The following is a 24,186-nucleotide window of genomic DNA, read 5'->3' as shown; positions in this document are numbered from 1 at the left end:
GCCCCCAAGATCGGCATTTGACGCCATCATGTTTCATCCGAACGGATAAACCCATTCCCGCGAAGAATCCATCCCGGCCGGACAGCCCGGCCAATCGATCCAGATCGCCTCACCCGCCGATACTCGGACCATGATCGAAGCCCGCAACCTCCAGAAGAGCTACGGACGGGTGCACGCCCTGAACGGCGTGAGCTTCGACGTACCCCCGGGCCAGGTGACCGGGCTGCTGGGGGCCAATGGTGCGGGAAAGAGCACGACCATACGAATCATCACCGGATATACGGCCCCCGACGCCGGTTGGGTCCGTGTTAAGGGCATCCATGCTTCCCGGGATCCGATCAGGGTTCGCCAGCACATCGGCTACCTGCCCGAGTCGGCCCCGACCTACGGCGAGATGCCCGTCGAGGCCTTGCTCCGATTCCGGGCCTCCCTGCATGGATTGCGTGGGAAGGACCGCCGCCGCGCGGTCGAAGAGGCGATCGATACCTGCGTGCTCCAATCCGTCCGTCGCCGCCGCGTGGGCGGCCTGAGCAAGGGCTACAAGCAGCGTGTGGGGCTGGCGACGGCGATCCTGCACGATCCGGCGGTCCTGGTGCTCGACGAGCCCTCGAACGGGCTCGATCCCGGCCAGATCACCGAGACCCGCTCGCTCATCCGCCGGCTGGCCGAGGGCCGCACCGTGCTGGTCAGCAGCCACATCCTGCCCGAGATCGAGCGGACGTGCGATCGGGTGGTCATTTTGGCCAGCGGCCAGCCGTGCGCCGAGGGGCCGCTGGACGAGTTATTGGCCCGGGGCGACCACGAGCTGGTGTGCGAGGCGGGGTTCGCCGACCATCGCAGCGCTGCCGCCTCGGCGCGCACGGTCGAGGCCATCGAGGGCGTGACCGGCGTCGTGTCGCGCGAGCTCGACGGCGCCGCCGTCCGCTGGCGCATCGGCTTCGAGCCGGGCACCGTCTCCGAGACCGATCTCCGCCGCCAGATCGGCCGGATCCTGGCCAAGTCCAACGCCGAGGTCCGCCTGCTCGAGCGGCAGCGTGCGTCGCTCGAGTCGCTCTTCCTGAGCCTCATGGAGCAAGGGCCGGGCGCTATCGAGGCCGGGAGGGTCGCGTGAGGCTCGTTCGCACAACGATCGGCGGCACGTGGGCCATTGCCTGGCGCGAGTTCGTGGCGTTGTTCCGCGTGCCGGTGGGCTGGCTGGTGCTGGCGCTGTACGCCGGGTTGTGGGGGGGCATGTTCGTGCAGTTCGTGCTCGTGCCCGGGGCCCCGGCCACGATGCGGCCGCTCTTCGCGACCGCGGCCTGGCTCATGCTGCCCATCGCGCCGGCCATCTCGATGCGGCTGTTCAGCGACGAGCTCCGAACGGGTAGCTACGAGCTGCTGGCGACCTCGCCCGCGACCGACCTTTCGCTCGCGCTGGGCAAGTTCATTGGCGCGGGCCTGTTCCTGCTCGCGTTGCTCGGTAGCACGCTGCCGCTCGTGGCCGTGCTGCTGGCGCTGAGCGACCCGATGCCCGACGCCGGTCCGCTGCTGGCGGGGTACCTGAGCGTGACGCTGCTGGGGCTCTTGTTCTTATCGGTGGGCTTGCTGGCGTCGACGCTGACGGCCAGCCAGACGCTGAGCTTTCTGGGGGCGATGTTGGCGCTCTTTGTGTGGCTGCTGGCGACGACGGCTGGGCGCACGCGTGCACCAGAGTCGATCGGCGATGCCCTCGCGACGCTGGCGATCACCGATCGGCTCGAGGGCTTCGCCAAGGGCGTGATCGACACGGGCGACGTGGCGTTCTTCGTGGTCCTGACGGGCTGGTTCGTGCTTGCGGCCTCGATGTGCCTCGGCGTGCGGAGGTGGCTGTGACGCGCGCACGCAGGAAACCCTGGCGGAGGCGTCTGTCCGTCGCGTGGCTCGCGATGACGTTCTTCGCGGCGAACGGCGTGGCGGCTGCGTTCCTGATCGCCATCGCCGACCGCCATGCCGTCCGGCTCGACGTGACGGCCACGGGCGAACACCGCCTGGCGCCGCAGACGCAACGCCTCATCGAGGCCGCGTCGGCCGACGCCGGGTACGAACTGGTCGTGGCAGCCGACGTCACGCGTGTCGATCCGCGGGCGTGGCAGGCCCTGCTCGACGTGGGCGAAGAGATGGAAGCCGCTGGCGGATTCACGCTCACGGCCCTGGAAGGCGAGAACGCGCGTCAGGGCGTGCAGTCGCTCGGGCAGAGGCTTGCGCAGCGCGAGGCAGGACGCATCGAGGCCCACGCCCGTGCGCTGCTTCGTGCGGCGGCGGAACTGCAGCGCGCCGCGGACCTGGTCGAGCAGGCGGTGACGCCCGGCCTCAGCAACGCCGCGGACGCGGCAGGCGAAGCGCAGCCGCAGATGGCTTCGGTCATGAGCTCGCGCGCCCAGACCGCGCCGCGGCTGGCGGCCGACCTGCGAGGCGTCGTCGAAGACGTGCAGGCCCAGCTCCAGAGTGCGATCGTGCCAGGCGTCGAGGTGCCGGCGATCGATCGGGCCCGTTCGGCGATGGCCGCGCCCGTGCGCGATGCCGCCGACCAGCTCGCGATCCTTGCCGACGAGGCCCGCGTTATTGCGAGCGACCCGGCCTATTCGCAGGCCCTGCGAAGGGCCGCGAGCGAAGTCGAACGGGCCGCGGGCCCGGCAAGGGACCTGTGCGCGTCGGCGGCCGAGGCTGCCGAGCGCCTGCCGACGCTCGACGTGGTACGCGTGCTGCGATCGGTGGGCGATGCCGCGGCCGCCGTGCTCGTGGGTCCCAGCAGTGCGGTCGCCATCGATGCGCCCACGCTACTGCCCCCGCCGGGCGTGCTGAGGCCCGAGGCCGCGACGGCGCCATCGCTTCGCGGTCGGGTCGAGGGCCTCGTCGCCACGGCCATGCTGACGGCCATCGATCCGCGGCGGCCGATCGTGGTCGTCGCGCACGCCGAGGATGCGCGGTTCATCGAGCGTCCCGGCGCGCTCGGCGTGGCGATCGAACACCTCCGGCGGCAGGGCATCGACGTCGTCGAATGGCCGGTGCTGCTCGAGCCGGATGCGCCGGGGCTCGCCGGCCTCGATCCGACGCGCGCACGACCGGTGATCCACTTCGTGCTCAACACCAACACGAGCGTCCGGTCGCCCGATCCGCTCGCCGCGCGGCCCGACGAGCGTGTGGCCCAGCTCGGCTCGCTCGTGCAGCGGCTCGTCGACGCGGGCGAGCCCGTCCTGGTCAACCTCACGCCGAGCGAGGTCGTCGTAGGGGGCGGGGTCGATGCGACGGGGGCTGCGCTGGCGGCCTTCGGCTTGCGGGCCGAGTCGGGTCTGGCGATCATGAGCAAGCCGCCGCAGGGCGACGTCGTCGAGCACGACGTGCTGGTGCGGGCCGAGGGCGGCGAGCACCCGCTCCAGAACGCGACTGCCGGCTTGCTGGCGTACGCGCCGTGGTCGGTACCAATCGTGCACGAGGGAGATGGCACGGCGTGGCCGTTGTTGGTCGTCGACGACGAGTTCACGTGGGCCGAGTCGAGGTGGTCGGGGTATCGGCGCGTTCCACGCGCGGAGCGACCGCGTGTGTCCAATCCGCCGCAGCGAGAGATCGAAGCCGACGACGTCGACGGGCCATGGACGATCGCGTGGGCGGCCGAGCGTGACGTCGGCGACAACTTCGGACGAGTCGTGGTCATCGGCAGCAACGACTGGCTGGCCGACGAGATCGTGAGCGCGGGCCAGAGCGTCGACGGCCGCATGGTGGGGAGCTATCCCGCCAACCTCGCGTTGCTCGACGCCTCCGTCCTGTGGCTCTCGGGCCGAGATGAGTTCATCGCGCCAACGGTCAGCTCGTCGAGCGTCGCGATGATCGGAGACTTGAACGATCGGGTTCTTGCGGCGCTGCGGTGGGGGCTGGTGCTCGGCGTGCCGGCCGTCATCCTGCTACTCGGCGGCGGCTGGCGACTCCTTCGCCGCTGACTCGCGATGGCCCAGGCTCGAGTGGTCCAGCAGGTCGGCCATGTCGCGCGGCTTGCGCGGCACACCGACGGGAACGGGCGAGGCCACGATCGAAGCCGCGCGAGCTTCGGCCGCCGCGGCCGTTTCGTCGTCGATTGGTCGGCCACATTCGGGGCATACCTCTGCGAAGCCGGGCACGCCGGTGAGGTCATAGTGGCACTTGTGGCAGCACCAAGGCTTGCGAGCCTGGGGAATGCACGCGATGAAGTACCCAACGAGGCCGACCAATCCGAGGTAGCTCCACAGCAGCGTCTGCAACACCGGCAGGTAGATCTCGTAGTTCGTCCAAGCGTTCAGGAGCACGTGGAATTGGATGACGCCCAAGACGCCGACCAGCCCCCCGGTCACCCAGACGAAGCCTCGCCAGTTGTACCGCCAGCGGACGGCGCCGTACCAGACGGCTACTGCATAGAAGACGAACAAGAGCACGCTCAACCATTATAAACGAAGCAGGTCCCTGCCCGTCGCCGATCGAGGCGGCCTAGGGAAGGCCATGAGCTAGGGTGGGGTGCCCAGGCGGGTTCGATGCCGCAATCGACGAGCGATAAGTGCGAGGCAGGTCAGGCCGAGCGGCACGGCGACCAGGACCTCGACCACGCGATTAAGCACATCGGCGGTCAGGCCGGCCGACAGGCCCGCATCGCCTCCGCCAAGCATGGCCGCGGGCAGGCCGGCGGCGAGTGCCCCGATGAGCCACTCGCGCAGGCCAAGGCCGTTGCCGGCGAAGGGCACGAGCATGGCAATCTGGCTTGCCACGGCGAGGATGAGCGCCGCCGAGAGGTCGATGGGCGTGCCGACGATCTCGAATGCGAGCGCGTACCGGCCTGCCCAGATCGCCATGTCGATGACGCGCAGGGCACCAGACGCGCAGTAGCGAGCCGTTACGGGCCTGGCATGCCAGAACGCCGCCGCGGCGATGCCGCCAACGACGGTGGGCCCGCCGACGAGCACGAGCCACGCGACCAAGGGCGAGAAGCCCCGCAGGAACAGCGCTCCGAGCAGCATCACGCCACTCGCGACCGCCGTGATGACCGCGCCCTCGAGCAGGGTCTGCCCGGTCTTGCGGACGGGAATGCCGTTGACGGCCTTGTGGTATGCGACGCGGCCGACCATGCCCGGGCGCATCGGCAGGTAGTTGAGCAACCAGGCCATGCCGACGAGGGCCGACGTCTCGCGAACCCCGAGCGTGCCGAAGCGCGAGAGCAGGAACCAGATCGATGCCGAGATGCTCAGCCAATTGAGGAGCGGCAGCGTCACGAACAGCAGCACGAACCACCAGGGGTGATCACCCAACGCTTCGATCGAGCGATGCATTGCCTGCGGATCTTGCCGCAGGGCCGCCACGACGGCAAGGACGACCAGAGCCGCGCCCGCGACGAATCCTGCGATGCGGAACCAACGCGTCTGCCGCCAGCGGTTGGCCTTGGCCGCCAGCGTGCGCATCCGGCCTGCGGCCGAGCGTTGTCCGCGCTGGCCGGGCCGGCTGCTCATGGCGTGGCGGAAGACGTGGTCGCGCCCGCAGGCGGGCTCGACTGGGGCGGGCCGAATCCCTGGTAGTTTGCGTAGCTGCGGCCGCCGGCGCGAAGCCGTGCCTGCAGGAGACCGGCGAGCTCTTGCAATCTCGCGTCTTCGCTCTCGAACGCGCGGGCGAATGCGGGATCATCGGGGTCGCTTGCACGCGTGAGCAGGGCCGTCGCCAGGCCGATCGGGGCAACGGCATTGTCGAGCGCGATGCGGTCGAAGGGCTCGGCGGCGCGCGCGATCTTGCCGTTGGGCAGGGCGACCATCATGGTGATCTGCACGAGTTCGGGCGACTGGGCGAGCCGCTGGCCGGCGGCCTGCATCACCGGCACGAAGGGCTCGGGGTCCCGCCCTCGCGGGGGCGTGCCCGGCCCGATGAGGGCGCTCTTGATGGTCGCAGAGATGGTCGGCACGACGGCGGGGTCGTCGGCAAGCAGCCGCGTGATGATGCGCTGGCCGCCGAGGTTGATCTCGGGAAGCGGGCGTCGGACCATGAGGCCCGTCTCGGCGCTCAGGCACATGGGGCCGGGCTGATAGCTCGCACCCTGCGTATAGATGAATCCCTGCAGCGCTCGCCAGCGCGTGCGGGTGGTCCGCTGGCCGGCCGCTTCGAGGTACCAGCCTGCGAGGCCGGCTCCCGCCCACACGTCGATCACCAGCCGCTCGCGCGGCATGAGGCGCAGGCGTGTGTCAATGCTGCTGACCTCGGGAATCGCGACCGGCGTGAGGCGGTCGAGGTCGGCATCGAGCACGGGCGACAGCAGGAGGCGGCTGTTGATGGGCGAACTGGGACCGACTGCCAGCGGGATGGGCGAGTTGTTCCGCAGCGTGAGCCGCAGTCGGGTGATGTCGGTGACGTGCTCGCTCGACTCGATCGCCTCGACCGACATCTCCATGTAGTTCTCGGGCTTCTCGACCATGCGGTCGAGCCAGTCGGGAATGGCGCGGGCCGCGGCGGCGATGGCGTCGGCGTCGGGGTAGGGCGACGCGAAGCCCAGTTCGAGCAGCTCTTGATGGGCCCAGGCACCCCACGTCGAGGCCGGATCCTCGCGGATGATCAGGCGCAGGAGCGGGACCGCGTCGAGCGTGCGCTGGTGCACGATGAGGGCGTGGGCGTAGGCCAGCGCCGCCATCGGCGCAGTGCGTTCATCCATTCGGCGCTTCAGGTCTGCCAGCCGCTCGTCTGCCTCGGGCGTGCCGGCGGCGTCGATGGTGTCCATGAGCGCCACGACAAGCCCGAGCTGCTCCTGGGCGGGCACGATCATGGCCGGGTCGATCTCGCCCAGGATCGCCTCGTCGGCCAGGGCGCGATCCATTGCTTCGTTGGCCTGCCTGATATCGACGCGGACCAGCTCGAGTTGCACGCCCGAGAGCACCATGGACAGCGCCGTCTCGGCGCGCACCTGCGTGGCCAGCAGCGCGACGCGGCGGGCCTGGTCGCGATCGCCCTGGGTAGCCAGGAGCATCTGGCTCAGGCGTTCGGCCGTGGAGCCGCGAAGGTCCTCCGACGCGCGGCTGGCGGCGGTGGGATCGTCGCCGGCGTCGGCCAGAACCATGCGCAGCAGGGCGGCGTCGGGCGGGGGCAGGATGTCCTCGGGCTGCTGCATGCCCTGGGTTTCTTCCCCACGCTCACGCATCATGCGAAGCATGCGCGCCAGCCTGGACCGCTCTTGAAGCACGGGAAGCTCGAGCTCGTCGGCCAGCCCGGCGGGGCCGAAGGCCAGCCACCGAAGGTGCGTCCTTCGGAGTGCCGCGGCCGCCTGCGGCCGGCGACCGGCCGCCAGCAACAGCGATTGATGGTGATCATGGAAGCGGATGGCCTGCTCGAACGCACCGTTTCGGGCGAGGAAGTCCGAGAGCTGGGCGTGCACCTGCGGATCGACCGGGTCGGCCAGCAGCAGGTTGGCGAGCATTTCGACGCGGCCGACCGACGAACCGCCGGCCTGGTCGTAGTACGCCAGCGCGAGCGCGGCGGCTTCCTTGTTGGTCGAATCGAGCTCGGCCGCGGTGGCCAGCAGGTCGACGAACCGGCGCTCGTTGCCGGTCTCACGCGCGAGCAAGGCGGCGTCGAGCGCCAGGCGGCTGCGCACGGCGGCGGAGACGCTCTCGGCCCGCAGCAGCCGCTCGTAGGCACTCAAGCGCTCCTCGACCGTCTGGATGTTCTCGATGCCCGCCGCGACCACGCGGAGCAGCGCGACGTCGTCGGCCGGGTCGAGCTTGATCAGCTGGCGGGTGAGTTCGAGGGCGCGGTCGTCCAGGCCCGCCGACCAGGCCGCTTCGATCTGTCGCCGGAGCAGGATCGGCTCGCTCGGCGCATACGTGCGCGCGAGGTCGAGCCCGAGCATGGCGATGCGGTAGTCGTCCTCGGTCGGACTGCCCTGCATGCGCAGGTCGAGCAGCGCGATGCGCGAAAGGCCGAAGGCGGCGTAGTCCTCGAGCGGCTCGGGCGTCGGCTGGGCGGCGGCGCGCGGCGCGAGCAAGGCCACGAGGCCGAGGGAGAGACAGACTGCCAGCCGGAACGATCGCGTCACGAACCACCTCCAACACGACGGGTTCCCGGCGTGGCTCAGGACAGGATCGCCCAGGCCGTGGCCACGAACCCGATGCAGAACAGGGCGACCAGGACGACCTCGCAGGCCCAGCCCATCGCCCGGGCCGCCCTGGGGAAGACCCGGTCGGCCACGAGGAACATGAAGACGAAGGTCCCCATGGCGATGGCCGTCCAGCCCCCGAGGGTGGCCGCTTCCGAGAACATCGGCCATCTGGGCCCCGCGCTGAACACCAGCCAGAGCCCCGCGACCACCAGAGCCCCGGCCCACGGCGTGGCCACCAGGGCCAGCGCGGCGGTGCTCAGTCGCCTGGAGAGCAGTACGGGGCGGGCTGCGTCGAGTTCGGGCATGGGCGGGCCCTCGGGCATCGCCGGACGATACGGCACCTAGCCCAGCTGCATCGTCATCAGGAACTCCGCGTTCGTCTTGGTCTTCTTGAGGCGGTTGAGGATCAGCTCCATGCCCTCGACGACGTTCATGTCGCTGAGGACCTTGCGGAGCTTGTAGGTCAGCTCGAGCTCCTTGGGGTCGAGCAGGAGCTCCTCGCGGCGGGTGCCGCTCGAGCCGACGTCGATGGCCGGCCAGACGCGCTTCTCGACGAGCTTGCGGTCCAGGTGCAGTTCGCTGTTGCCCGTGCCCTTGAATTCCTCGAAGATGACCTCGTCCATCTTGGAGCCGGTCTCGACGAGCGCCGTGCCGATGATGGTGAGGCTGCCGCCGTCTTCGATGGCGCGGGCGGCGCCGAAGAACTTTTTGGGCCGCTGCAGGGCGTTGGCGTCGATGCCGCCGGACATGATCTTGCCCGAGTGGGGCTGCTCGGCGTTGTACGCGCGGGCCATGCGGGTGATCGAGTCGAGCAGGATGACGACGTCGTCGCCGAACTCGACCATGCGCTTGGCCTTCTCGATGACCATGTCGCACACCTGGACGTGGCGCGTGGCGGGCTCGTCGAAGGTGCTGGCCACCACCTCGACGTCGTCGCTGGTGTTGCGCCGGAAGTCGGTGACCTCCTCGGGCCGCTCGTCGACGAGCAGCACGATGATCTTGACCTTGGGGTGGTTGGTCGTGATGGCCTGGGTGATCTTCTGCATCAGCACCGTCTTGCCCGTGCGCGGCGGGGCGACGATGAGGGCGCGCTGGCCCTTACCGATGGGTGCGACCAGGTCCATGATGCGCGTTTCGACGGTCTCGGGCCCGGTCTCGAGGTTGAAGCGTTCCTCGGGGTGCAGGGGCGTGAGGTCTTCGTACTGCTTGAGCTTGTGGGCGGCCGAGGGCTCGCGGCCGTTAACCTCGTCGACGCGGAGCAGCGCGAAGTAGCGCTCGCTCTCGCGGGGCGGGCGGATGAGCCCGCGGACGACCATGCCCTTGCGCAGGCCGAAGCGGCGGATCTGGCTCGGGCTGACGTAGATGTCGTCGGGGCCCGGCAGGTAGCTCTGCTCGGCCGATCGAAGGAAGCCGAAGCCGTCGGACATGATCTCGAGCGTGCCATCGCCGACGAGCAAGCCCTGGCTGGCGGCGCGGAGCTTCAAGAGCTTGAAGATGAGGTCTTGCTTGGTGAGGCCGTCGTAGTCCTCCAGGCCGTCCTTCTTGGCGAGCTTCTGGAGCTTTTCCAGGTCCATCCGCTGGAGGTCGCTGATGCTCAGGGCTTCCTTGAGCGCCTTGGGGTCGGCCTTGGCGGCGATCTTCTCGATCTCGGCGGCCTCACGCTCGAGTTCGTCGTCGCTGGGCAGTCCGTGGTCGAAGTTGCCCGACGAACCACCCTTGCGCTTGCGACGCTTGCGTCGGCCGCCGCCGTCGTTGTTGCTGTCCCGCCTGCCGCCGGAGCGCGAGCGGGGCCGATCGCCGCTGCCGCCGCCGTCGCGGTCCCGCGGCTCGGCGGTGGCAGTCGACGCGCCGTCGTCACGCGGACTCTCGCGCTTTTCCTCGCGCTTGTCGTCGCGCTTCTCTTCGCTCTTCGCTTCGCGCTGGGTCTCGCGCTTCTCGGCGGGCGTGGTCTTCGCCATGGCGTCCTCGCAGGATGTACGTGCGGGTTGGGAGGTTGGAATCGAGATCGGGCGTGGCCGGCGTCGCCACGAGCGACAACGCGGGGCCGGCGAGTCGCCGGCGTTTGACCACGGCTGCGTGCCAATCAATAGCCTGACAACGGCCAACAAACACGGGGGCGGGGCGACGTAACGCGTGCCCGACGAATCGCCCGGATTGGCAAGGGAAAGGGTCGCCACGGCTCGCGTGGCTGCATGACCATAGCCACGATCCGCGGGCCGGGCAAACGCCCGCAGATGTCGCTTGGATGCGTGGCCTATGGCCTGCCTGGATCGCTCCGAATGGCCTCCACGGCCGCCCGCACCCGAGCTCGCAGGGCGTCCATGTCGCCGTCGTTCGCGACGACCTGCTGGCTCCGCCGCCGCTTCTCCTCGAGCGGCATCTGGGCGGCCTCGCGGCGGGCGAGTTCCGCTTCGGTCCAGCCCCGGCCTTCGATCACGCGCGCGAGCCGCACCGCCCTGAGCGTGTCGACGAAGATGACCGCGTCACACTCGGCATCGACGCCGGCCTCGAACAGCAGTGGGGCGTCGATGACCACGCCGGCCGCGCCGCGCGTGCGGGCCGCCTCGATCAACTGCGCGCGCTGCTCGTGCAGCCTCGGGTGGACGATCTGCTCGAGCGTCCGTCGCCGAGCCTCGTCGCCGAATACCGCGTCGGCGATGGCCTTGCGATCGGGCTTGCCGCTCGCGTCCAGCACGCTTTGGCCGAACGCCCGCACGAGCTCGGCGACGACCTCGGGCCGTTCGAGCACGGCCCGCGCGCCGGCGTCCGAGTCGCTGACGACGAAGCCCAGCTCGCCGAGGACGGCCGCGACGGCGCTCTTGCCGCTGCCGATGCCGCCGGCCAGGCCCAGCACCAGAAAACGTTCGTTCGTCATGGGGAATAGTTGACACGCCGGCGGGGCTGGGAATCATTCTCCCCGCCCACGTTCAGGGCGGCCCGAAAGGAACCGTGCGATGCAGGCGCTCAATACATCACGACTCGCCAGGGCCAGCCGGCCCGCGGGCATCGTGCGCGCCCGAGATTGGCGTCCGCGGTTCCTGCGCCTCGCCCACGGCTGAGGCCACGCCTTCCCCGTTCATCCAGATTCGTTCCGTTTCACTTCTCGCGAAGCCGCGTGCGCGCTCTGTCTGAGCGCCAGCGTGGCGGGAGCGTGCACCATGACCGACTACCAGCGTCCCCGCACAATCCCCGCCGTCCTTCCCTTTGCCGCCGAAGACGCGGCCGAGGGCGTCGTCCGCCGCCTCGCGCCCGAGGACGTGCGGCCCGGCCAGTTCGTGGCGGTCTTCGTGGTCCACCGCGAGGCCTTCCGCGTCGACGAGTGCACCGGCGAGATCGAGCGGCAGGGCGTCAGCGTTTTGCCCGAGGCGGCCCAGCACGAGTTCGGCCCGGCGCATCCCGGCGGGCCGGCGGGTACGCCGCTCCTGGTCGTCGCGGTCGCGCTGCCGTTCGTGGTCGTGCGGCGTCCGGCCATCGCCGTCGCGTCGCCGGTTTCTGAGGACCCCGACGCCGGGCCGCCCGAGCCGGGCGTTTCGCCCATCGCGACGCTCGACCTCCGGCAGGTCTCGCTGGCCGAGGTGGGCGAGGCCTACGCCCGGGCGTTCGCGCAGGTGAGCGAGGCCGGATCGGGCGTCGGGGATGCCGGCGGGCCCGAGGCCGGCGGGCTCGATGGTGATGGGGGCGATGGCGGCGATGGGGGTGGCGCGGGTCCCGGGCCCGGCCGCCCGCCCGAGCCGCCCTCCCGCGGCCGTGCCCTCGTGCGACGGCTCTCGCTCGCCCGCTGGCGGGAATAAACCCCCGGCGCGACCTCCTCTCACCGGAGGACGCCGCCGGGGGTCCCGCCGTGGGGCGGGCGGCCCGCCGCCGGCACGCACGCCCTCGAGCAGGAGACCCCGCCATGCCCATCCGCACCGCCATTGCCGCGTCGATCGTGGCCGCCTCGCTCTCGCTTTCCGCCTGCGCCATCACCGCGTCGGGCGACACCGCGAGCATGAGCCGCGCCGACAAGCAGAGCCTGGCGAGCACCGCCAACGGGGCCGAGGTCGTCGCCGTGATGATGACCGCCGACTGGTGCGCCCCCTGCAAGCAGCTCGAGCCCAAGTTCCAGGAGGCCCTGACCGACCTGCCCTACAACAGCGTCCGCGTGATCGTGGCCGACTACACCGACCGCCGCGACCCGGCTGCGACGCAGACCCTGGCCGACGCGGGCCTGGCCAGCCTGGGCGAGAGCAACGGCGGCACGACCGGCGTGATCTACCTCTTGGACGCCGACTCTGGCGCTGTGCTCGGCCAGATCGCCGGCGGCGGCGCGAGCACCGCGCAGATCCGCCAGACGATGCAGGACGCGATCGCGCAGGCCAGCTGAGCGAGAAGATCAAAACGAAGCGAGCGCGCAAACCGAACGCCGCGGCCCGAACGGGCGCCGCGGCGTCGTGATGTGGGTCTGGAGTCGTGCGGGCGGCTCAGGCCGCCTGCTCGCTCGCCTGCTGCCCGTTGCCGACGCCCAGTTGGACGTTCTTCTCTGGCCCGTAGACCAGCTTGTCGGTCTGCTGCGCATCGATGGCGTAGACGGCCTTGTCGGCGCCGAAGGGCAGGCTCTCGTCGGTAAAAACCTTGTCGGTGACGGTCGCGATGACCGTGAAGGCGTTCTCGTTGAGCAGCCGGCGCTTGACGATGTAGAACGTGCCGCGCGGTCCCTTGCCCTTCCACGTCAGCCGCACGCGGCCCTGGTCGAGCAGCTCGGCCCTGACGTCGCTGGGGATCTCCGGCGGCGGCGTCTCGCCGGGGCTGGCCTTGGGGCTGACCTGGGCGAGGACGTACACCTGCGGATCGCTGGCCGCCGCGGACTTGATCTTCAGGATGAGCTCGCGCGCAAAGTCCATCGCCGCGTCGGCCTTGTCGTACCAGTCCAGAGTTTTTGTTTTCGACGTGCTCCGGGCCGCATCCGCGGCGAGCCTGGCGTCATCAGCCGCGCCGGCGAGGGCGACCAGCGCGGCGGGGTCGGTCGGTTCGAGGCCGATCGCCGCCGCGTTGGTCTCCCAGGGGTCCAGTCGTGCGTTGATCCAGTCGAGTGCGGGCCCGCGCTCGGCGGGCAAGTTCGTACCCATTTCGAATCTCCAGTCTGCAAGAGTCCGGGCCCGACCAAGCCGGCCGACGCCCACGAGTCACGGTGGCCGCGGGTCACACGCCCGGGGCCGAGACGTTGATCGACGGCCTGCGCGGGCGACTTTGGTCCGAGATGCAAGTTTTCGGAAAGTTTCTTATAAGTTCTGCTCGGGCAGAAAGTTACATTCGGCGTTCGTCCTGCGGATCCGATCGCCACGCCACGAGAACCACGCCCGGGGCCGATCGCCCCGCCCGCCGCCCGCCGGTCCCGGGCGTCCGATACCGATGCGCAGGAACGATTCCTGCGCCCATGGACGGCCTTCCTGCGCCCCTGGATGCTCTTCCTGCGCCCCTGGATGCTCTCCCTGCGCCCATGGATGGCGTTCCTGCGCCCACGCGAAGCGTTCCTGCGCCCAAGGAAGCGTCACCTGCGGGCATAGGGAGCGTGCCTGCGCCTCTGGACGGTCTTCCTACGCGCATCGAACGGCCGCCTGCGCACCAGGATCACACGCTTACGAGCCCCTCGCGTGAGCGAGGGGGCATGACCACGCCGCGATCGTCCGCGCATCCATGCCCCCCGGCTCACGCCGGGGGCTCGTCACGACGCGCCGTGCGCCCGCAACTTCCTACCGTCCCCCATGCGCCACCGCCGCGAAGCGAAGACGCCGCGCCGACCCCGCGTGATCACGTGGCGGCTCGTGATCGTGTCGCTAGTGGTTGGCGTCGTGCTGGCGGCGGGCAGCGTGGTCGTTGGGGCGGCGCCCTACGACCCGCCGGGGCTCCCCCTGCCGCGGCAGACGACCGCCTTCTACTTTGCGGGTCAGCACATGACGACGGCCAAGACGAGCCACACGATCGGCGCGGACGTGCGCATCTGGCGCATGCAGTACGTCGGGGAGACGGGCGATCCGAGCGCACACCGGCGCGCCATCTCGAACGTGGTGGACGAGGACCCGAGGCCTCCGGCCATCGCCGAGCTGCTGGACGAGCACGGCGGGGGCGTGATGGCGCTCGAGACCGGCTGGCCGCTGCGGGCGGCGCACGGCCGCCTGCACGTGACCATCCTTCCCGCAGCGCCCGCGGCGTCGCCGCCGGGTGCGAGCGCGAGCACGCCCGGCCTCTGGATGTTCCGCGCCCTCGGCCGGGACTGGTCGGTCCCCTACCTGCCCCTGTGGCCGGGCCTGCTGGGCAATACGCTCTTCTACGGCGTGCTCGTGCTGACGCCCTTCTCGCTCGTGCGTTGGCGAAGGCTCCGCCGCCGCGCACGGCGTGGCCTGTGCCCGGCGTGCGGCTACGAGCTTGGCGATGGCGTCGAGGCGTGCCCCGAGTGCGGGCTGGCGCGCGTCGTGGCCCGACGGCGGCCAGCGATGGCCATCTGACAGGCTCGCGTCGATCGGCTTGCGTGCCGGCCGAACGCGTGGTAGGTTCCAGGCATCGCAACGCCCGTCGCCGCCTCCCCCCGTTGCATCGTCGCGGCGGTGCGTCGCAACGTGCAAGGAGGAAATCATGACGAACCGGATCCCGATCGCGATGGCTGCGGCGACGCTGCTGGGGCTGGCCGCCCTCGCCCACGGTCAGCCGGCCCGCAACGGCGTGAACATCGTGGTGGAAGACACGACGCTCGAGCTGGGCGAGTCGACGACCATCCGGCTCGAGGCCTACTTCGACCCGGCCCTGTACGGCATGGCCAGCGTCGCCACGTCGTTCTTCTCGAGCGAGGGGCGGGTCGGCCTGAGCGACCCACGGCTGGTGTCGCCTATGGATGGCGCCGGCACCGCTGCGGGGGTGCCGGTCGCGGATGGATTCGACGGCATCCGCGGCGGTCAGCTCCACGGAGTGGGCGGCATCTACGGCGACGACTCGAACCCGATCGCGTTCTGGGAGGTCACGTACACGGCGCCCGTGGCCGGTTCCGAGCCGCTGTTCATCGACTTTTCGACCCGGACGACGGGATTCAACGTGTACCTGCGGCCCGGTAGCCCGCTGTCGGAGTCGAGGCTCGACGACTTCGCCGAGGGCACGGCGCGGATCCAGATCGTGCCGGCGCCGGCGGGTGCGCTGGTGCTTGCCGGGCTCATGATTCCCGCCGCGCGGCGTCGGCGGAGCCGTTAGGCGATCGAGCCGGGCTCCTGCAGGAGCTTGACGATCTCCGCCAGGCACAGCGCCGCCGTCGCGCCGTCCACTACTCTGTGGTCGCAGGCCAGGCTCAGGGGCATCTTCTTGCCGACGACGGCCTGGCCGTCACGCACGACGACGGCGTCGTAGACCTTGCCGACGGCGAGGATGCCGACCTCGGGGGCGTTGATCACCGGCGTGGCGAACATGCCGGCGTGGCTGCCGACGTTGCTGATGGTGAAGGTGCTGCCCGACAGGTCCTCGCGGGCGGCCGAGCGGGTGCGTGCGCCGTTGGCGGCGTTGGCGATGGCGCCCGCCATGCTCGCGACGTCGAGCGCGTCGGCGTTCTTGATGACCGGAACCATGAGGCCCGCGTCGGTGTCGGTGGCGATGCCCAGGTGCACGGCGTGGTGCTCGACGATCTCCTGGCTCTCGCCGCTCCCTTCCACGCGAGCGTTGAGCGCGCCGAAGCGGCCGCCGGCACGCGGCGCGATGGCCCTGCAGACCGCCGCCGCGACGAACGGCAGGAAGCTGAGCTTCGTCCCCGCCTCGGCAAACTGGCGGCGCAGCGCGTCCAGGTCGGTCACGTCGGCCTCGTCCATCACGGTGAAGTGGACGGCCGTGTCCACGCTCTCGCGCAGCTTGCTGGCGATGGTGCGCCGCACGCCGCGGAAGGCGGTGCTCGCGTTGCCCGAAACAGCCTTGGATTGCTGGGCGGGATCGGGAATCGGCCGCACGCTGGCGGGCACGTAGCCGGGCGCCATCGGCACGCCGCCGCCCATGCCCCCCATGCCGGGGTACATGCCCGGGAACGGCATCATCATCGGCACGGGCATCATCATCATGGGCATGCCATACGGCATTCCCATCTGCTGCTGCGGCATGCCGTAGCCCATCTGCTGCTGGGGCTGGGGCTGGTACTGGGGCATGGGCTGCTGCTGGAACTGCTGCTGCGGCTGGGCCTGCGGGCGCGGCATGGGCTTGCGCGTCGTTCCGGCGTCGGGCGTGGCGCTGGGCGACGTCGCGGGCTTCTGCGTCGTGCCGCCGGACCCTCCACCCGACTGCTCGAAGGCCTTGAGGTCCTTCTCGAGCACGCGGCCGCCGATGCCCGAGCCCGGCACGGCGTTGATGTCGATGCCCATCTCCCGCGCCTTGCGACGCACGGCGGGCGTCGCAAGGGCCTTGCCCTCCTGCCGCGTGAGGCCGGGAGTGTCGGCGCTCATCTTGCCGACGACGGTGCCGTCGTCCTCGCGGGCGGCCGAGCCGTTGTTTTCGGCGGGCGTGGGGTCGCCCTTCTTCGGCGGCTGCTTCTTCGTCTTGTCCGGCTGGGGGGTCGGCTGCTGGGCCGCGCTTCCCTCGCCGCCCTCGTAGCTCACGAATGGCTCGCCGACCTTCATCACGTCGCCGTCCTTGCCGTGAAGGGTCTTGATGACGCCCGCGCGCGGCGAGGGGATCTCGGTCAGCGCCTTGTCGGTCTCGACCTCGGCGAGGCTCTGCTGCTCCTCGACGGCGTCGCCCTCCTTGACCAGCCACTTGATGACCTCGGCCTCCTGCAGGCCCTCGCCGATGTCCGGAAGGAGGAAGATGTTGGGATCAGAAGAGACTTTGCCGGCCATGGGAATCCTCGATTGGTCTGCGGTCGGTTCGGCGGGTGTCGCGAGCGGCGCGTGAGCCTAGTAGGCCAGCACCTGCTCGATGGCCTCCTTGATGCGCGGCGACTCGGGCAGGTAGTGGTTCTCGAGCTTGTAATACGGCATGACGGTATCAAAACCAGTCACGCGCTGCACTGGCGCCTCCAGGTGCAGGAAGCACTTCTCTTGCAGGATGGTCGCGATCTCGGCGCCCATGCCGGCGGTGCGCGGGGCCTCGTGGGCGATGACGCATCGGCCGGTCTTCATGACGCTCTCGACGATCGTGTCCTCGTCCATCGGGTAGATGGTGCGCATGTCGATCAACTCAACGCTGACGTCCTCGGGCAGCTCGTCGAGTGCGGCCAGCGCCTGGAACACGGTCGCGCCCCAGGTGATGACGGTGACGTCGTCGCCCTCGCTGACGATTTTGGCCTTGCCGATCTCGACGGTGTAGTCGTCCTCGGGGACTTGTTCCTTGTAGCTGCGGTACACGCGCTTGGGCTCGAAGAACATCACCGGATCGGGGTCGCGGATGGCCGCCAGCAGCAGGCCCTTGGCGTCGTAGGGCGTGCTGGGCATGACGACCTTCAGGCCGACATGGTGGCTGTAGATCGCTTCGGGCGAATCGCTGTGCAGCTCGGGCGCGTGGATGCCGCCGCCAACGGGCACGCGGACGGTCAGCGGCACGGTGACGGCCCCGCGCGTGCGGGTGCGCATGCGTCCGGCGTGGTGGACGATCTGGTCGTACGCCGGCCCAAGAAACCCCTCGAACTGGATCTCGGGCACCGGTCGCATGCCGTTGATGGCCAGGCCGATGGAGGTGCCCAGGATGCCGCTCTCGGCGAGCGGCGTGTCGACGACGCGGTCCTCGCCGAAGCGCTTCTGCAGGCCGTCGGTCACGCGGAAGACGCCGCCGTTGAGGCCGACGTCTTCGCCCAGGACCATGACGCGATCGTCGCGCTCCATTTCCTGGGCGAGGGCGAGGTTGATGGCCTGGACGAGGTTGAGTTCAGCCATGCTGAGCGATCCTTCAAATTACTAGAGCGAAACTCGCTCGCCGGGTTCAAAGTCGCCCTTAAGCCAGCGGACGAAAGTATCCGCGTGACGCAAATAGGTCTTCTTGGTGTTTTCTGCCATCGATGACGACTCAACCTGATCGTGGTACGAATGCAATGCTTGCTCGATTTCAGCGAGAGCAGATGCAGAGATCTTGAGATCACTTGAGGTCATGCGCAACTCCTACCGTGCCGCCCTGGCGCCAAGCCCGGCCTGCTCGGGGTTCTGGCCCAGCGACGTGGTCCGCATCGTGTCGCGCTGCACGCGCAGGCTCTCGGGAAGCTCGGCGAACGTGTAGTCGAAGATGTCGTCCACGTCGGGCTTGGGCATCTCCTCGGCGGTCTTGACGACCTCCTGCACGATGGCTTTGGCCTTGGCCTCGAGCGCTTCCTGCTGCTCGTCGCTCCACAGGTCCTTGCTCTCGAGGTACTTCCGCAGGCGGATCAGCGGGTCCTTGGCCTTCCACGAATCCAGTTCCTTGGTGTCGCGGTAGCGCGACGCGTCGTCCGCGGTCGTGTGGTCGGCAAGGCGGTAGGTCACCGCCTCGATGAACGACGCGCCCTCGCCCTTGCGGGCACGCTCGTGGGCCTGTCGCGTGGCGGCGTACACCGCGAAGAGGTCGTTGCCGTCGACCTGGATCGTCGGTAAGCCGTACGCGAGCGCCTTCTGGGCAAAGGTCTCCGAGGCAGTCTGCTTCTCGCGCGGCACGCTGATGGCCCAGGAGTTGTTCTGGCAGATGAAGATGCACGGGACCTTCAGGACGCCCGCGAAGTTGGCCGCCTCGTGGAAGTCGCCCTCGCTGGTCGCGCCGTCGCCGAAGTAGGTCAGCGCGACGCTGTCTTCCTTGCGCATCTTGCTGGCCCAGGCGATGCCCGTGGCGTGCAGCATGTGCGTGCCGATCGGTACGCTCAGCGGCGTGATCTTGACGCCCTCGGGGATCTTGCTGCCGCGCTCGTCGCCCATCCAGTACGTCAGCACGTAGTGCATGGGCAGGCCGTGCATGAAGAGCGCCGCGTTCTCGCGGTAGGCCGAGACGAGCCAGTCCTGTCCCTTGCGGGCGGCCAGGGCGCTGCCGATGGCGACGGCTTCCTGGCCCTTGTTCTGGGGAAACGTGCCCATGCGGCCCGAGCGCTGCAGCTTGAAGGCCACCTCGTCGTACTGGCGGCAGATGGTCATGTGCTCGTAGGCCTGCTGCACCTGCTCGTCGCTGAGCAGGTTCTTGCCCTGCTCCTTGGCCAGCTTGGCGTCGAGCTTGCCGTTCTCGTCGAGGATTTGCAGGTGCTCGATCTGCGTCTTGTAGGCGACCTTGCGTGGCATGGGTCGGCTCCTGTCTACGCGAGGCCGAATGGCCCGGCGGGGTGGTCACTGCGGCAGGGAGCGCACGATAGCCGTCGGCCCCCAGGTGCACCGGTCGGTGCAACGGACCAGTGGGGGTCGGCACGAGTCTGCGCCCGGCCGATGGCGATCGGGAGAGCCCCCGAAGGGTGATGATAGGGGCCGCCGGCCCGATCGGTCGGCGGCCCGCGAACGGAATCCGGTGATCTAGCTGGCGGCGCCCGCGTGGGCTTCCAGACCGATCTTCTGCGCGGCATTGTCGCCGGGGAACTGCTTGATGGCGTCCTGGTTCACGCTCCGACCCTCGCCGCGCTGGTCGGTCGGCGTGCGTTCGGGGATGATGAAGTTGTCTGCCGGCATCGTGGCGTTGTGGGCCAGCGCGGCGTCGGCGGCCTTGAACAGCGTGTCGTCCGCGTTCTCGTACAGCTCGCGCCAGTTGGCTTGGATCCACGTCTCGGCCAGGTCGAAGAAGTGCATCGCCGCGGCGCGGTTTCGCTCCATCTCCGGGCCGGTGAGACCGTCACGGATGTCCTTGTCCAGGCGGCTCAGCGTGCAGCCAAAGGCATGCAGGTAGATGGCGTTGAGCGCGAGACGCGCCTGGGGCACCTGCCGGCTGACGAGCTCGGCGTCGTAGCGCTTCGAGGTAATCTTGAACTGGTGGCTGTGCTCGCGGATCAGCTTGGCCAGGCGGTCTGCCTGCGGACGCAGGCTCGCGTGGACCCTGGAGATGCTCGGGGCCTTGGGCCGGATGCCCAGGAAGACCTGCGCGCCCAGAGGCACGGCGGCCTTGATGATCTTGGGCTGGATCAGGTTGGGCACGATGCGGCTGAGGTTCTGGCCGAAGCTCTCGTCCTTGTCCCAGTCGACCTTGAGCTTGACGCCCAGCATGGCCTCGCCGAGCTGCTTGCCGCCGTAGCCGAAGATGAACGACCACATCAGGTCGTTGCTGCCCTCGACGATGGTGTTGATGCGGCTGTCGCGAAAGATGCGCTCGACCTCGTTCTCGGTCATGTAGCTCTCGCCGCCCATGATCTGGACCGCGTCGTTGACCGCGCGCCAGCCCATCTCCGAGCAGAAGACCTTGCAAATGGCCGTCTCGACCATGATGTCCTCGTCGTGGCGGTCGAGCATGCCGGTGGTCATGTAGAGCACCGAGTCCATCGCGTAGGTCAGCGCTGCCATGTGGGCGATGCGCTGCTTCACCAGGTCCTTGTCGGCGAGGGGCGCCTTGAACTGGTAGCGCGTCTGGCTCCAGCGGATGGCCTGGTCCATGGCGCGCTTGGCGCCGCCGAGCATGCCGGCGCTCAGCGTGCATCGACCGTAGTTCAGGCACGTCAGCGCGACGTTCAGGCCGCGGCCCTCCTTGTGCATCAGGTTGGCCTTGGGGACCTTGACGTCCTTAAAGCGGATTCGGGCCTGCCACGTGCCGCGGATGCCGCACTTGCTGCGGTTCTTGGAGTAGATGTCGATGCCCGGCATGTCCGGGTGGCACACCAGCGCGGTGACCTTGTCCTTGCCGTCGATGTTCTGCTTGCACATGACGGTGAACAGGCCGGCGATCGCGCCCGACGTCGCCCACTTCTTCTCGCCGTTGAGGATGTAGTACTCGCCGTCTTCGGAGACCTCGCAGCGGGTCTCCTGGCCGCCGGCGTCGCAACCGACGTTGGGCTCGCTCAGGCAGAACGCGCTGACCCACTCCTTGGCGAGCTTGGGCAGCCACTTCTTCTTCTGCTCGTCGGTGCCGAAGAGCATGACGGCCTTGCAGCCGATGCTCTGGTGGGCGCTCACGAGCACGGCGGTGCTGCCGCAGTACTTGCCGATCGTCTCGAGCACGCGGTTGTACGCCGTGATGCCCATGCCCAGCCCGCCGAACTCCTTGGGAATGGTCATGCCGAGGACGCCCAAGTCGAAGAGCCGATCAATCACCCAACGGGGGATCTCTTGCTCCTGGTCGATCTGGATGCTCGGGTGCTCGTTCTTCAGGTAAGTCTCAAGGCGCTCGACGAGCTCGTCGCACTCCTTCTTGGCCTCGGCCGACGGCTCGGGGTAGGGCAGCATCAGGTCTTCGCGGAAGCGGCCCCAGAAGAGGTTCTTGGCGAAGCCCATCGACTCGGGCTCGGCACCTAGTAGCTCTTCGGCTTCCTCGAGCAGCTTGCGGTCGGCCTCGGAAACGCCCTTCATGTTCTTCAGGTCGGCCATCTGGTAGAGCTCCTTGGTCGCGTCGCCGGGCACGCCGGGGCAGGAATCCGGACGGATGCCGTCGGGCATCGGGCCAACCGAGCCCGATGCCTGTTGCCCGCAGCGGTGCGTGCATGTCTCGTCCGCATTATTGAGTCCAAAACCACCCCGGGCGAGCGTCCGTGGTCTGGTTTCGGAAGGCCACCGGACGGTGGGGGAAAGCACGCATAGGCCCGCTCAGGGCGTGTCCGGGGCCCGCTTGCCGTCCGCGATCACGCCCACCACGGCCCGCGCACGGGCGAGTCGCAGTGCCAGGGCCGTTGCCGGGCCCAGCAAGGCGACCGAAGCCGCGGTGAGGGCCAGCGGCCGGCCGAGATCGACGAACGCCGACCCCGCCGCGACGACGCCCAGCACGACGAAGGCAAAGCCCCAGCCCAGGACCACAGCCCTGCCCGCGCACGCCCTGCCCGCGCGGTCGAGCACGTGGGCGGCGTAGGCGAGTGCCTCGAGGCACGCCCAGCCGAGGCCGATCAGGGCGATGGCCATAGCGGCGACGAAGGCCGGCCAGGCGACCCGCACATCCAAAAAGCCGGCCAGCAAGCCGAGCCCGAGCACGCCCCACAGGCCGAGCTGCGCAACGAGGAGCGCCCGCCCCAGCCGCACTCGCTCGGCGCCGCCCGGCGCGGTCCTCGTGTTGGGGTGCTGCGCCAGTGCGCTCCAGGCGTACAGCACCAGCAGCGGCAGCGGCACGAGCCCGGCGACCGCCAGCAGGCCGAACGACATTGCCGCGATCGCCACGCCGCCGCCGCGCCCCTCGAACGCCGCGCCAAGGCCGGCAATCGCCGCCGAGGCGAGCACGACCCAGGCGGCAATCGTCACCCAGTTGAGCACCCGCAGCTCATCCAGCACGTTCGCGACGTACGGCCGCGCGCATCGACGCAGGTCGTACACCGGCCACGACGCCGGGGCGTCGAGCCCGCACTCGGGGCACACGCCCCCGCGCGGCAGGCCGGCCAGCTCGTACCGGCAGCCGGTGCAGGCAACGCCGGCGGGGATGGTGTCCGCATCCTGGCGATGATCATCGCCCATCGAGCGATTGTTGGTCAGCGCCGCACGATTGGCGATGTGCGACGCTGCGCGAGCGTTTGGTGACGCGTTGTTCTTGGCGAACCAGCGGCCGTGCCTGCAGGTCGGGTCCCGGCGTGAGGACGCGTGGGTCGGTGTTGGCTTGCTTGCTCTTACCTACTTGCTCTTACTAAAGAACTTCTCGATGGCCGCGCGGCCAGCCGGCTCGTGGCGCAAGCGGACAAGGTGGTGTCGCTCGGTCTGGAGGGCCTCTTGCCAGCCGCCGGCGGCGCTGCCACCGGGCCCGCCGGTCTCACCGGGGTTCAGGGCGGGGTCGTCCTTGGGGGTGCCCAAGCCCACGGCGACGGCCTCGGCGACGGCCTTGGCGGGCCCAGCGCCCGGGCCGGTGTCGGGCAGGTCGGCCTCGACGGCCTTGAGCGCCTCGCGGACGGGCCCGGCCTCGCGGCCGATCCATCGATAGGGGGCGCCGTCACGCGTGGGTGGAGCGCCCTGGCCGCGGATCCAGTCGGCCGCCAGCGACCGCAGGCCGCTCGATGGCGGGGTCGCGTCTTGGGCGATCAGGTCAAACAGGCCGGCGTCGGCGGCGTCGGGGTAGGGCATGGGCGTGCCGGCGGCGGTGGCTCGGATGGCGGTCGCCGGATCGATGCGGGCTGGCAGCAGATTCGTGCCCCCCCAGCCCGGGCAGATGCCCAGCCCTGCCTCCGGCAAGCCGACGGGGTAGGGCTTCTGGCCCGGCGCGCCGATGAGCCCGTCGCAGTGCATTGCCAGCTCGAGCCCGCCGCCGAGGGCCGCGCCGTTGATTGCGGCGGCCGTCCACACGGGCATCTGGTGGAACTTCGCGAAGACCGATGCACCGAACTCGAGGTACGCGTGCAGGTCCGCGTCGCTCAGGTCGCGCACGGCCTTGAGGTCGGCCCCAGCGACGAAGACCTTCTCAGACGCGCTCGCGAGCACGACGCCGGCGACGCCGTCGAGGCTCAGCCCGGCAAGGGTGGCGTCGAGGGCCTCGAGCAGCGCTCGGTCGAGCACGACGACGGGGGCGTCCTGCGTGAGTTCGACGACGAGGACGGGGGTGCCACGGTCGTCGGTATGGACGGGCAGTGGGGTGGTCATGCGTAGGGCCTCCTAGGGATAATCTGGCGAGTCTACGCTCTGATCATCATGCTGCCCCCGGCCCTCGGACGGGCCCAACTCGTCCGGCTCGGGCACGGTCCAGGCATCGGGCATCAAGGCAAAGTGCCCCCAGGGATGCCACCGGGCCGAACGGTTATGCTCGGCTCGCGACCACAGGCCCCACTCGGGCGGATCGGGCCAGCCCGCCCACGCCAAGTTGATGAGCAAGAGGTCTTCGCCAGCGTGTGTGCACGTGGCGTAGATCTCTCGCTCGACGCACCACTCTCGGTCGTGGCCGAAGACCCCTCCTTCGGGGAAGGCGTTCCAGTCGACCTTCGTCCACACCAGCGACCAGCGCGAGCGTTCCTTGAACCCGCGACGCTGGCGCAACATCGCGCGCCAACCGGCGTTGTGCGGGAAGGGCTCCCAGTTGCCGTAGGGATAGAGGCCGAGAGGCATGCA

22 protein-coding genes are annotated in these 24,186 nt (G+C 69.6%); 7 read left to right on the top strand and 15 right to left on the bottom strand.

All coding sequences use genetic code 11. The features are described 5' to 3' along the window. Positions 1-130: 130 nt before the first annotated feature. From RIA68_04755 to RIA68_04745, 3 genes are read left to right on the top strand one after another with little or no spacing between them, the layout of a single operon-like run. A complete protein-coding gene (locus RIA68_04755; protein ID MEQ8316745.1) occupies positions 131-1,111 on the top strand; it encodes an ABC transporter ATP-binding protein in 981 nt (326 codons plus the stop codon). After that, entirely contained in the window at positions 1,108-1,851 is a 744-nt protein-coding gene (locus RIA68_04750; GenBank protein ID MEQ8316744.1) for a hypothetical protein, read from the top strand. The genes RIA68_04755 and RIA68_04750 overlap by 4 nt, the downstream gene beginning before the upstream one ends. 53 nt (positions 1,852-1,904) lie before the next feature. Continuing rightward, positions 1,905-3,953, top strand: a complete 2,049-nt coding sequence (locus tag RIA68_04745) for a hypothetical protein (protein MEQ8316743.1) — start codon at positions 1,905-1,907, stop codon at positions 3,951-3,953. Here RIA68_04745 and RIA68_04740 read toward each other — a convergent pair. The 6 genes from RIA68_04740 to coaE all read right to left on the bottom strand — a co-directional run bounded on the left by RIA68_04740 (position 3,918) and on the right by coaE (position 10,982). Further along, a complete protein-coding gene (locus RIA68_04740; protein MEQ8316742.1) occupies positions 3,918-4,421 on the bottom strand; it encodes a hypothetical protein in 504 nt (167 codons plus the stop codon). The two genes, RIA68_04745 and RIA68_04740, sit on opposite strands and share 36 nt — an antisense overlap. Positions 4,422-4,490: 69 nt before the next feature. Next, entirely contained in the window at positions 4,491-5,483 is a 993-nt protein-coding gene (locus RIA68_04735; GenBank protein MEQ8316741.1) for a hypothetical protein, read from the bottom strand. Then, the gene (locus tag RIA68_04730; protein ID MEQ8316740.1) at positions 5,480-8,044 is read right to left on the bottom strand and encodes a hypothetical protein; all 2,565 of its coding nucleotides are present in this window, start codon (positions 8,042-8,044) and stop codon (positions 5,480-5,482) included. Before RIA68_04730 ends, RIA68_04735 begins: the two co-directional genes overlap by 4 nt. A 35-nt stretch (positions 8,045-8,079) precedes the next feature. Then, entirely contained in the window at positions 8,080-8,430 is a 351-nt protein-coding gene (locus tag RIA68_04725) for a hypothetical protein (protein ID MEQ8316739.1), read from the bottom strand. Between the two features lie 18 nt (positions 8,431-8,448). Then, positions 8,449-9,705: a transcription termination factor Rho gene (rho, locus tag RIA68_04720; GenBank protein ID MEQ8316738.1), complete on the bottom strand. Its 1,257-nt coding sequence runs from the start codon at positions 9,703-9,705 to the stop codon at positions 8,449-8,451. A gap of 656 nt (positions 9,706-10,361) precedes the next feature. Then, positions 10,362-10,982, bottom strand: a complete 621-nt coding sequence (coaE, locus tag RIA68_04715) for a dephospho-CoA kinase (GenBank protein ID MEQ8316737.1) — start codon at positions 10,980-10,982, stop codon at positions 10,362-10,364. 283 nt (positions 10,983-11,265) lie between these two features. On the opposite strand from coaE, the gene RIA68_04710 reads away from it, so the two are divergent. Together RIA68_04710 and RIA68_04705 are read left to right on the top strand one after the other, a co-directional pair. Beyond that, positions 11,266-11,898: a hypothetical protein gene (locus RIA68_04710; GenBank protein MEQ8316736.1), complete on the top strand. Its 633-nt coding sequence runs from the start codon at positions 11,266-11,268 to the stop codon at positions 11,896-11,898. Positions 11,899-12,002: 104 nt separating this feature from the next. Next, complete coding sequence (locus tag RIA68_04705) at positions 12,003-12,470, top strand: thioredoxin family protein (protein MEQ8316735.1); 468 nt, start codon at positions 12,003-12,005, stop codon at positions 12,468-12,470. Positions 12,471-12,567: 97 nt separating this feature from the next. Here the strand turns inward: RIA68_04705 and RIA68_04700 are convergent, their stop codons facing one another. Next, positions 12,568-13,212 (bottom strand): hypothetical protein, encoded by a 645-nt coding sequence (locus RIA68_04700; protein MEQ8316734.1) that lies wholly within the window; start codon positions 13,210-13,212, stop codon positions 12,568-12,570. A gap of 636 nt (positions 13,213-13,848) precedes the next feature. Between RIA68_04700 and RIA68_04695 the strand changes: the two genes are divergently transcribed. After that, entirely contained in the window at positions 13,849-14,589 is a 741-nt protein-coding gene (locus tag RIA68_04695) for a zinc ribbon domain-containing protein (GenBank protein MEQ8316733.1), read from the top strand. Positions 14,590-14,716: 127 nt separating this feature from the next. Further along, positions 14,717-15,322 (top strand): hypothetical protein, encoded by a 606-nt coding sequence (locus RIA68_04690; protein MEQ8316732.1) that lies wholly within the window; start codon positions 14,717-14,719, stop codon positions 15,320-15,322. On the opposite strand, the gene RIA68_04685 is transcribed toward RIA68_04690, so the two are convergent. From RIA68_04685 to RIA68_04650, 8 genes are all read right to left on the bottom strand, one after another. Beyond that, complete coding sequence (locus RIA68_04685; GenBank protein MEQ8316731.1) at positions 15,319-16,941, bottom strand: dihydrolipoamide acetyltransferase family protein; 1,623 nt, start codon at positions 16,939-16,941, stop codon at positions 15,319-15,321. The two genes, RIA68_04690 and RIA68_04685, sit on opposite strands and share 4 nt — an antisense overlap. Positions 16,942-16,998: 57 nt before the next feature. After that, a complete protein-coding gene (locus RIA68_04680; protein MEQ8316730.1) occupies positions 16,999-17,973 on the bottom strand; it encodes an alpha-ketoacid dehydrogenase subunit beta in 975 nt (324 codons plus the stop codon). A gap of 21 nt (positions 17,974-17,994) precedes the next feature. Then, the gene (locus RIA68_04675; protein ID MEQ8316729.1) at positions 17,995-18,186 is read right to left on the bottom strand and encodes a hypothetical protein; all 192 of its coding nucleotides are present in this window, start codon (positions 18,184-18,186) and stop codon (positions 17,995-17,997) included. Between the two features lie 9 nt (positions 18,187-18,195). Then, positions 18,196-19,329, bottom strand: a complete 1,134-nt coding sequence (gene pdhA, locus RIA68_04670) for a pyruvate dehydrogenase (acetyl-transferring) E1 component subunit alpha (protein MEQ8316728.1) — start codon at positions 19,327-19,329, stop codon at positions 18,196-18,198. A 225-nt stretch (positions 19,330-19,554) separates the two neighbouring features. Beyond that, complete coding sequence (locus RIA68_04665) at positions 19,555-21,615, bottom strand: acyl-CoA dehydrogenase family protein (protein MEQ8316727.1); 2,061 nt, start codon at positions 21,613-21,615, stop codon at positions 19,555-19,557. A 147-nt stretch (positions 21,616-21,762) separates the two neighbouring features. Next, a complete protein-coding gene (locus RIA68_04660) occupies positions 21,763-22,614 on the bottom strand; it encodes a hypothetical protein (GenBank protein ID MEQ8316726.1) in 852 nt (283 codons plus the stop codon). A 153-nt stretch (positions 22,615-22,767) separates the two neighbouring features. Further along, complete coding sequence (locus tag RIA68_04655; protein ID MEQ8316725.1) at positions 22,768-23,724, bottom strand: enoyl-CoA hydratase-related protein; 957 nt, start codon at positions 23,722-23,724, stop codon at positions 22,768-22,770. Positions 23,725-23,736: 12 nt separating this feature from the next. Continuing rightward, positions 23,737-24,183, bottom strand: coding sequence for a hypothetical protein (locus RIA68_04650; GenBank protein MEQ8316724.1), 447 nt, complete (start codon positions 24,181-24,183; stop codon positions 23,737-23,739). Between the last annotated feature and the right edge of the window lie 3 nt (positions 24,184-24,186).

It is taken from the genome of Phycisphaerales bacterium (assembly GCA_040217175.1).
GTDB lineage: Bacteria > Planctomycetota > Phycisphaerae > Phycisphaerales > UBA1924 > JAHCJI01.
The sequence above is the reverse complement of the archived record's forward strand: the minus strand, read 5'-3'. Positions and strand labels throughout refer to the sequence as shown.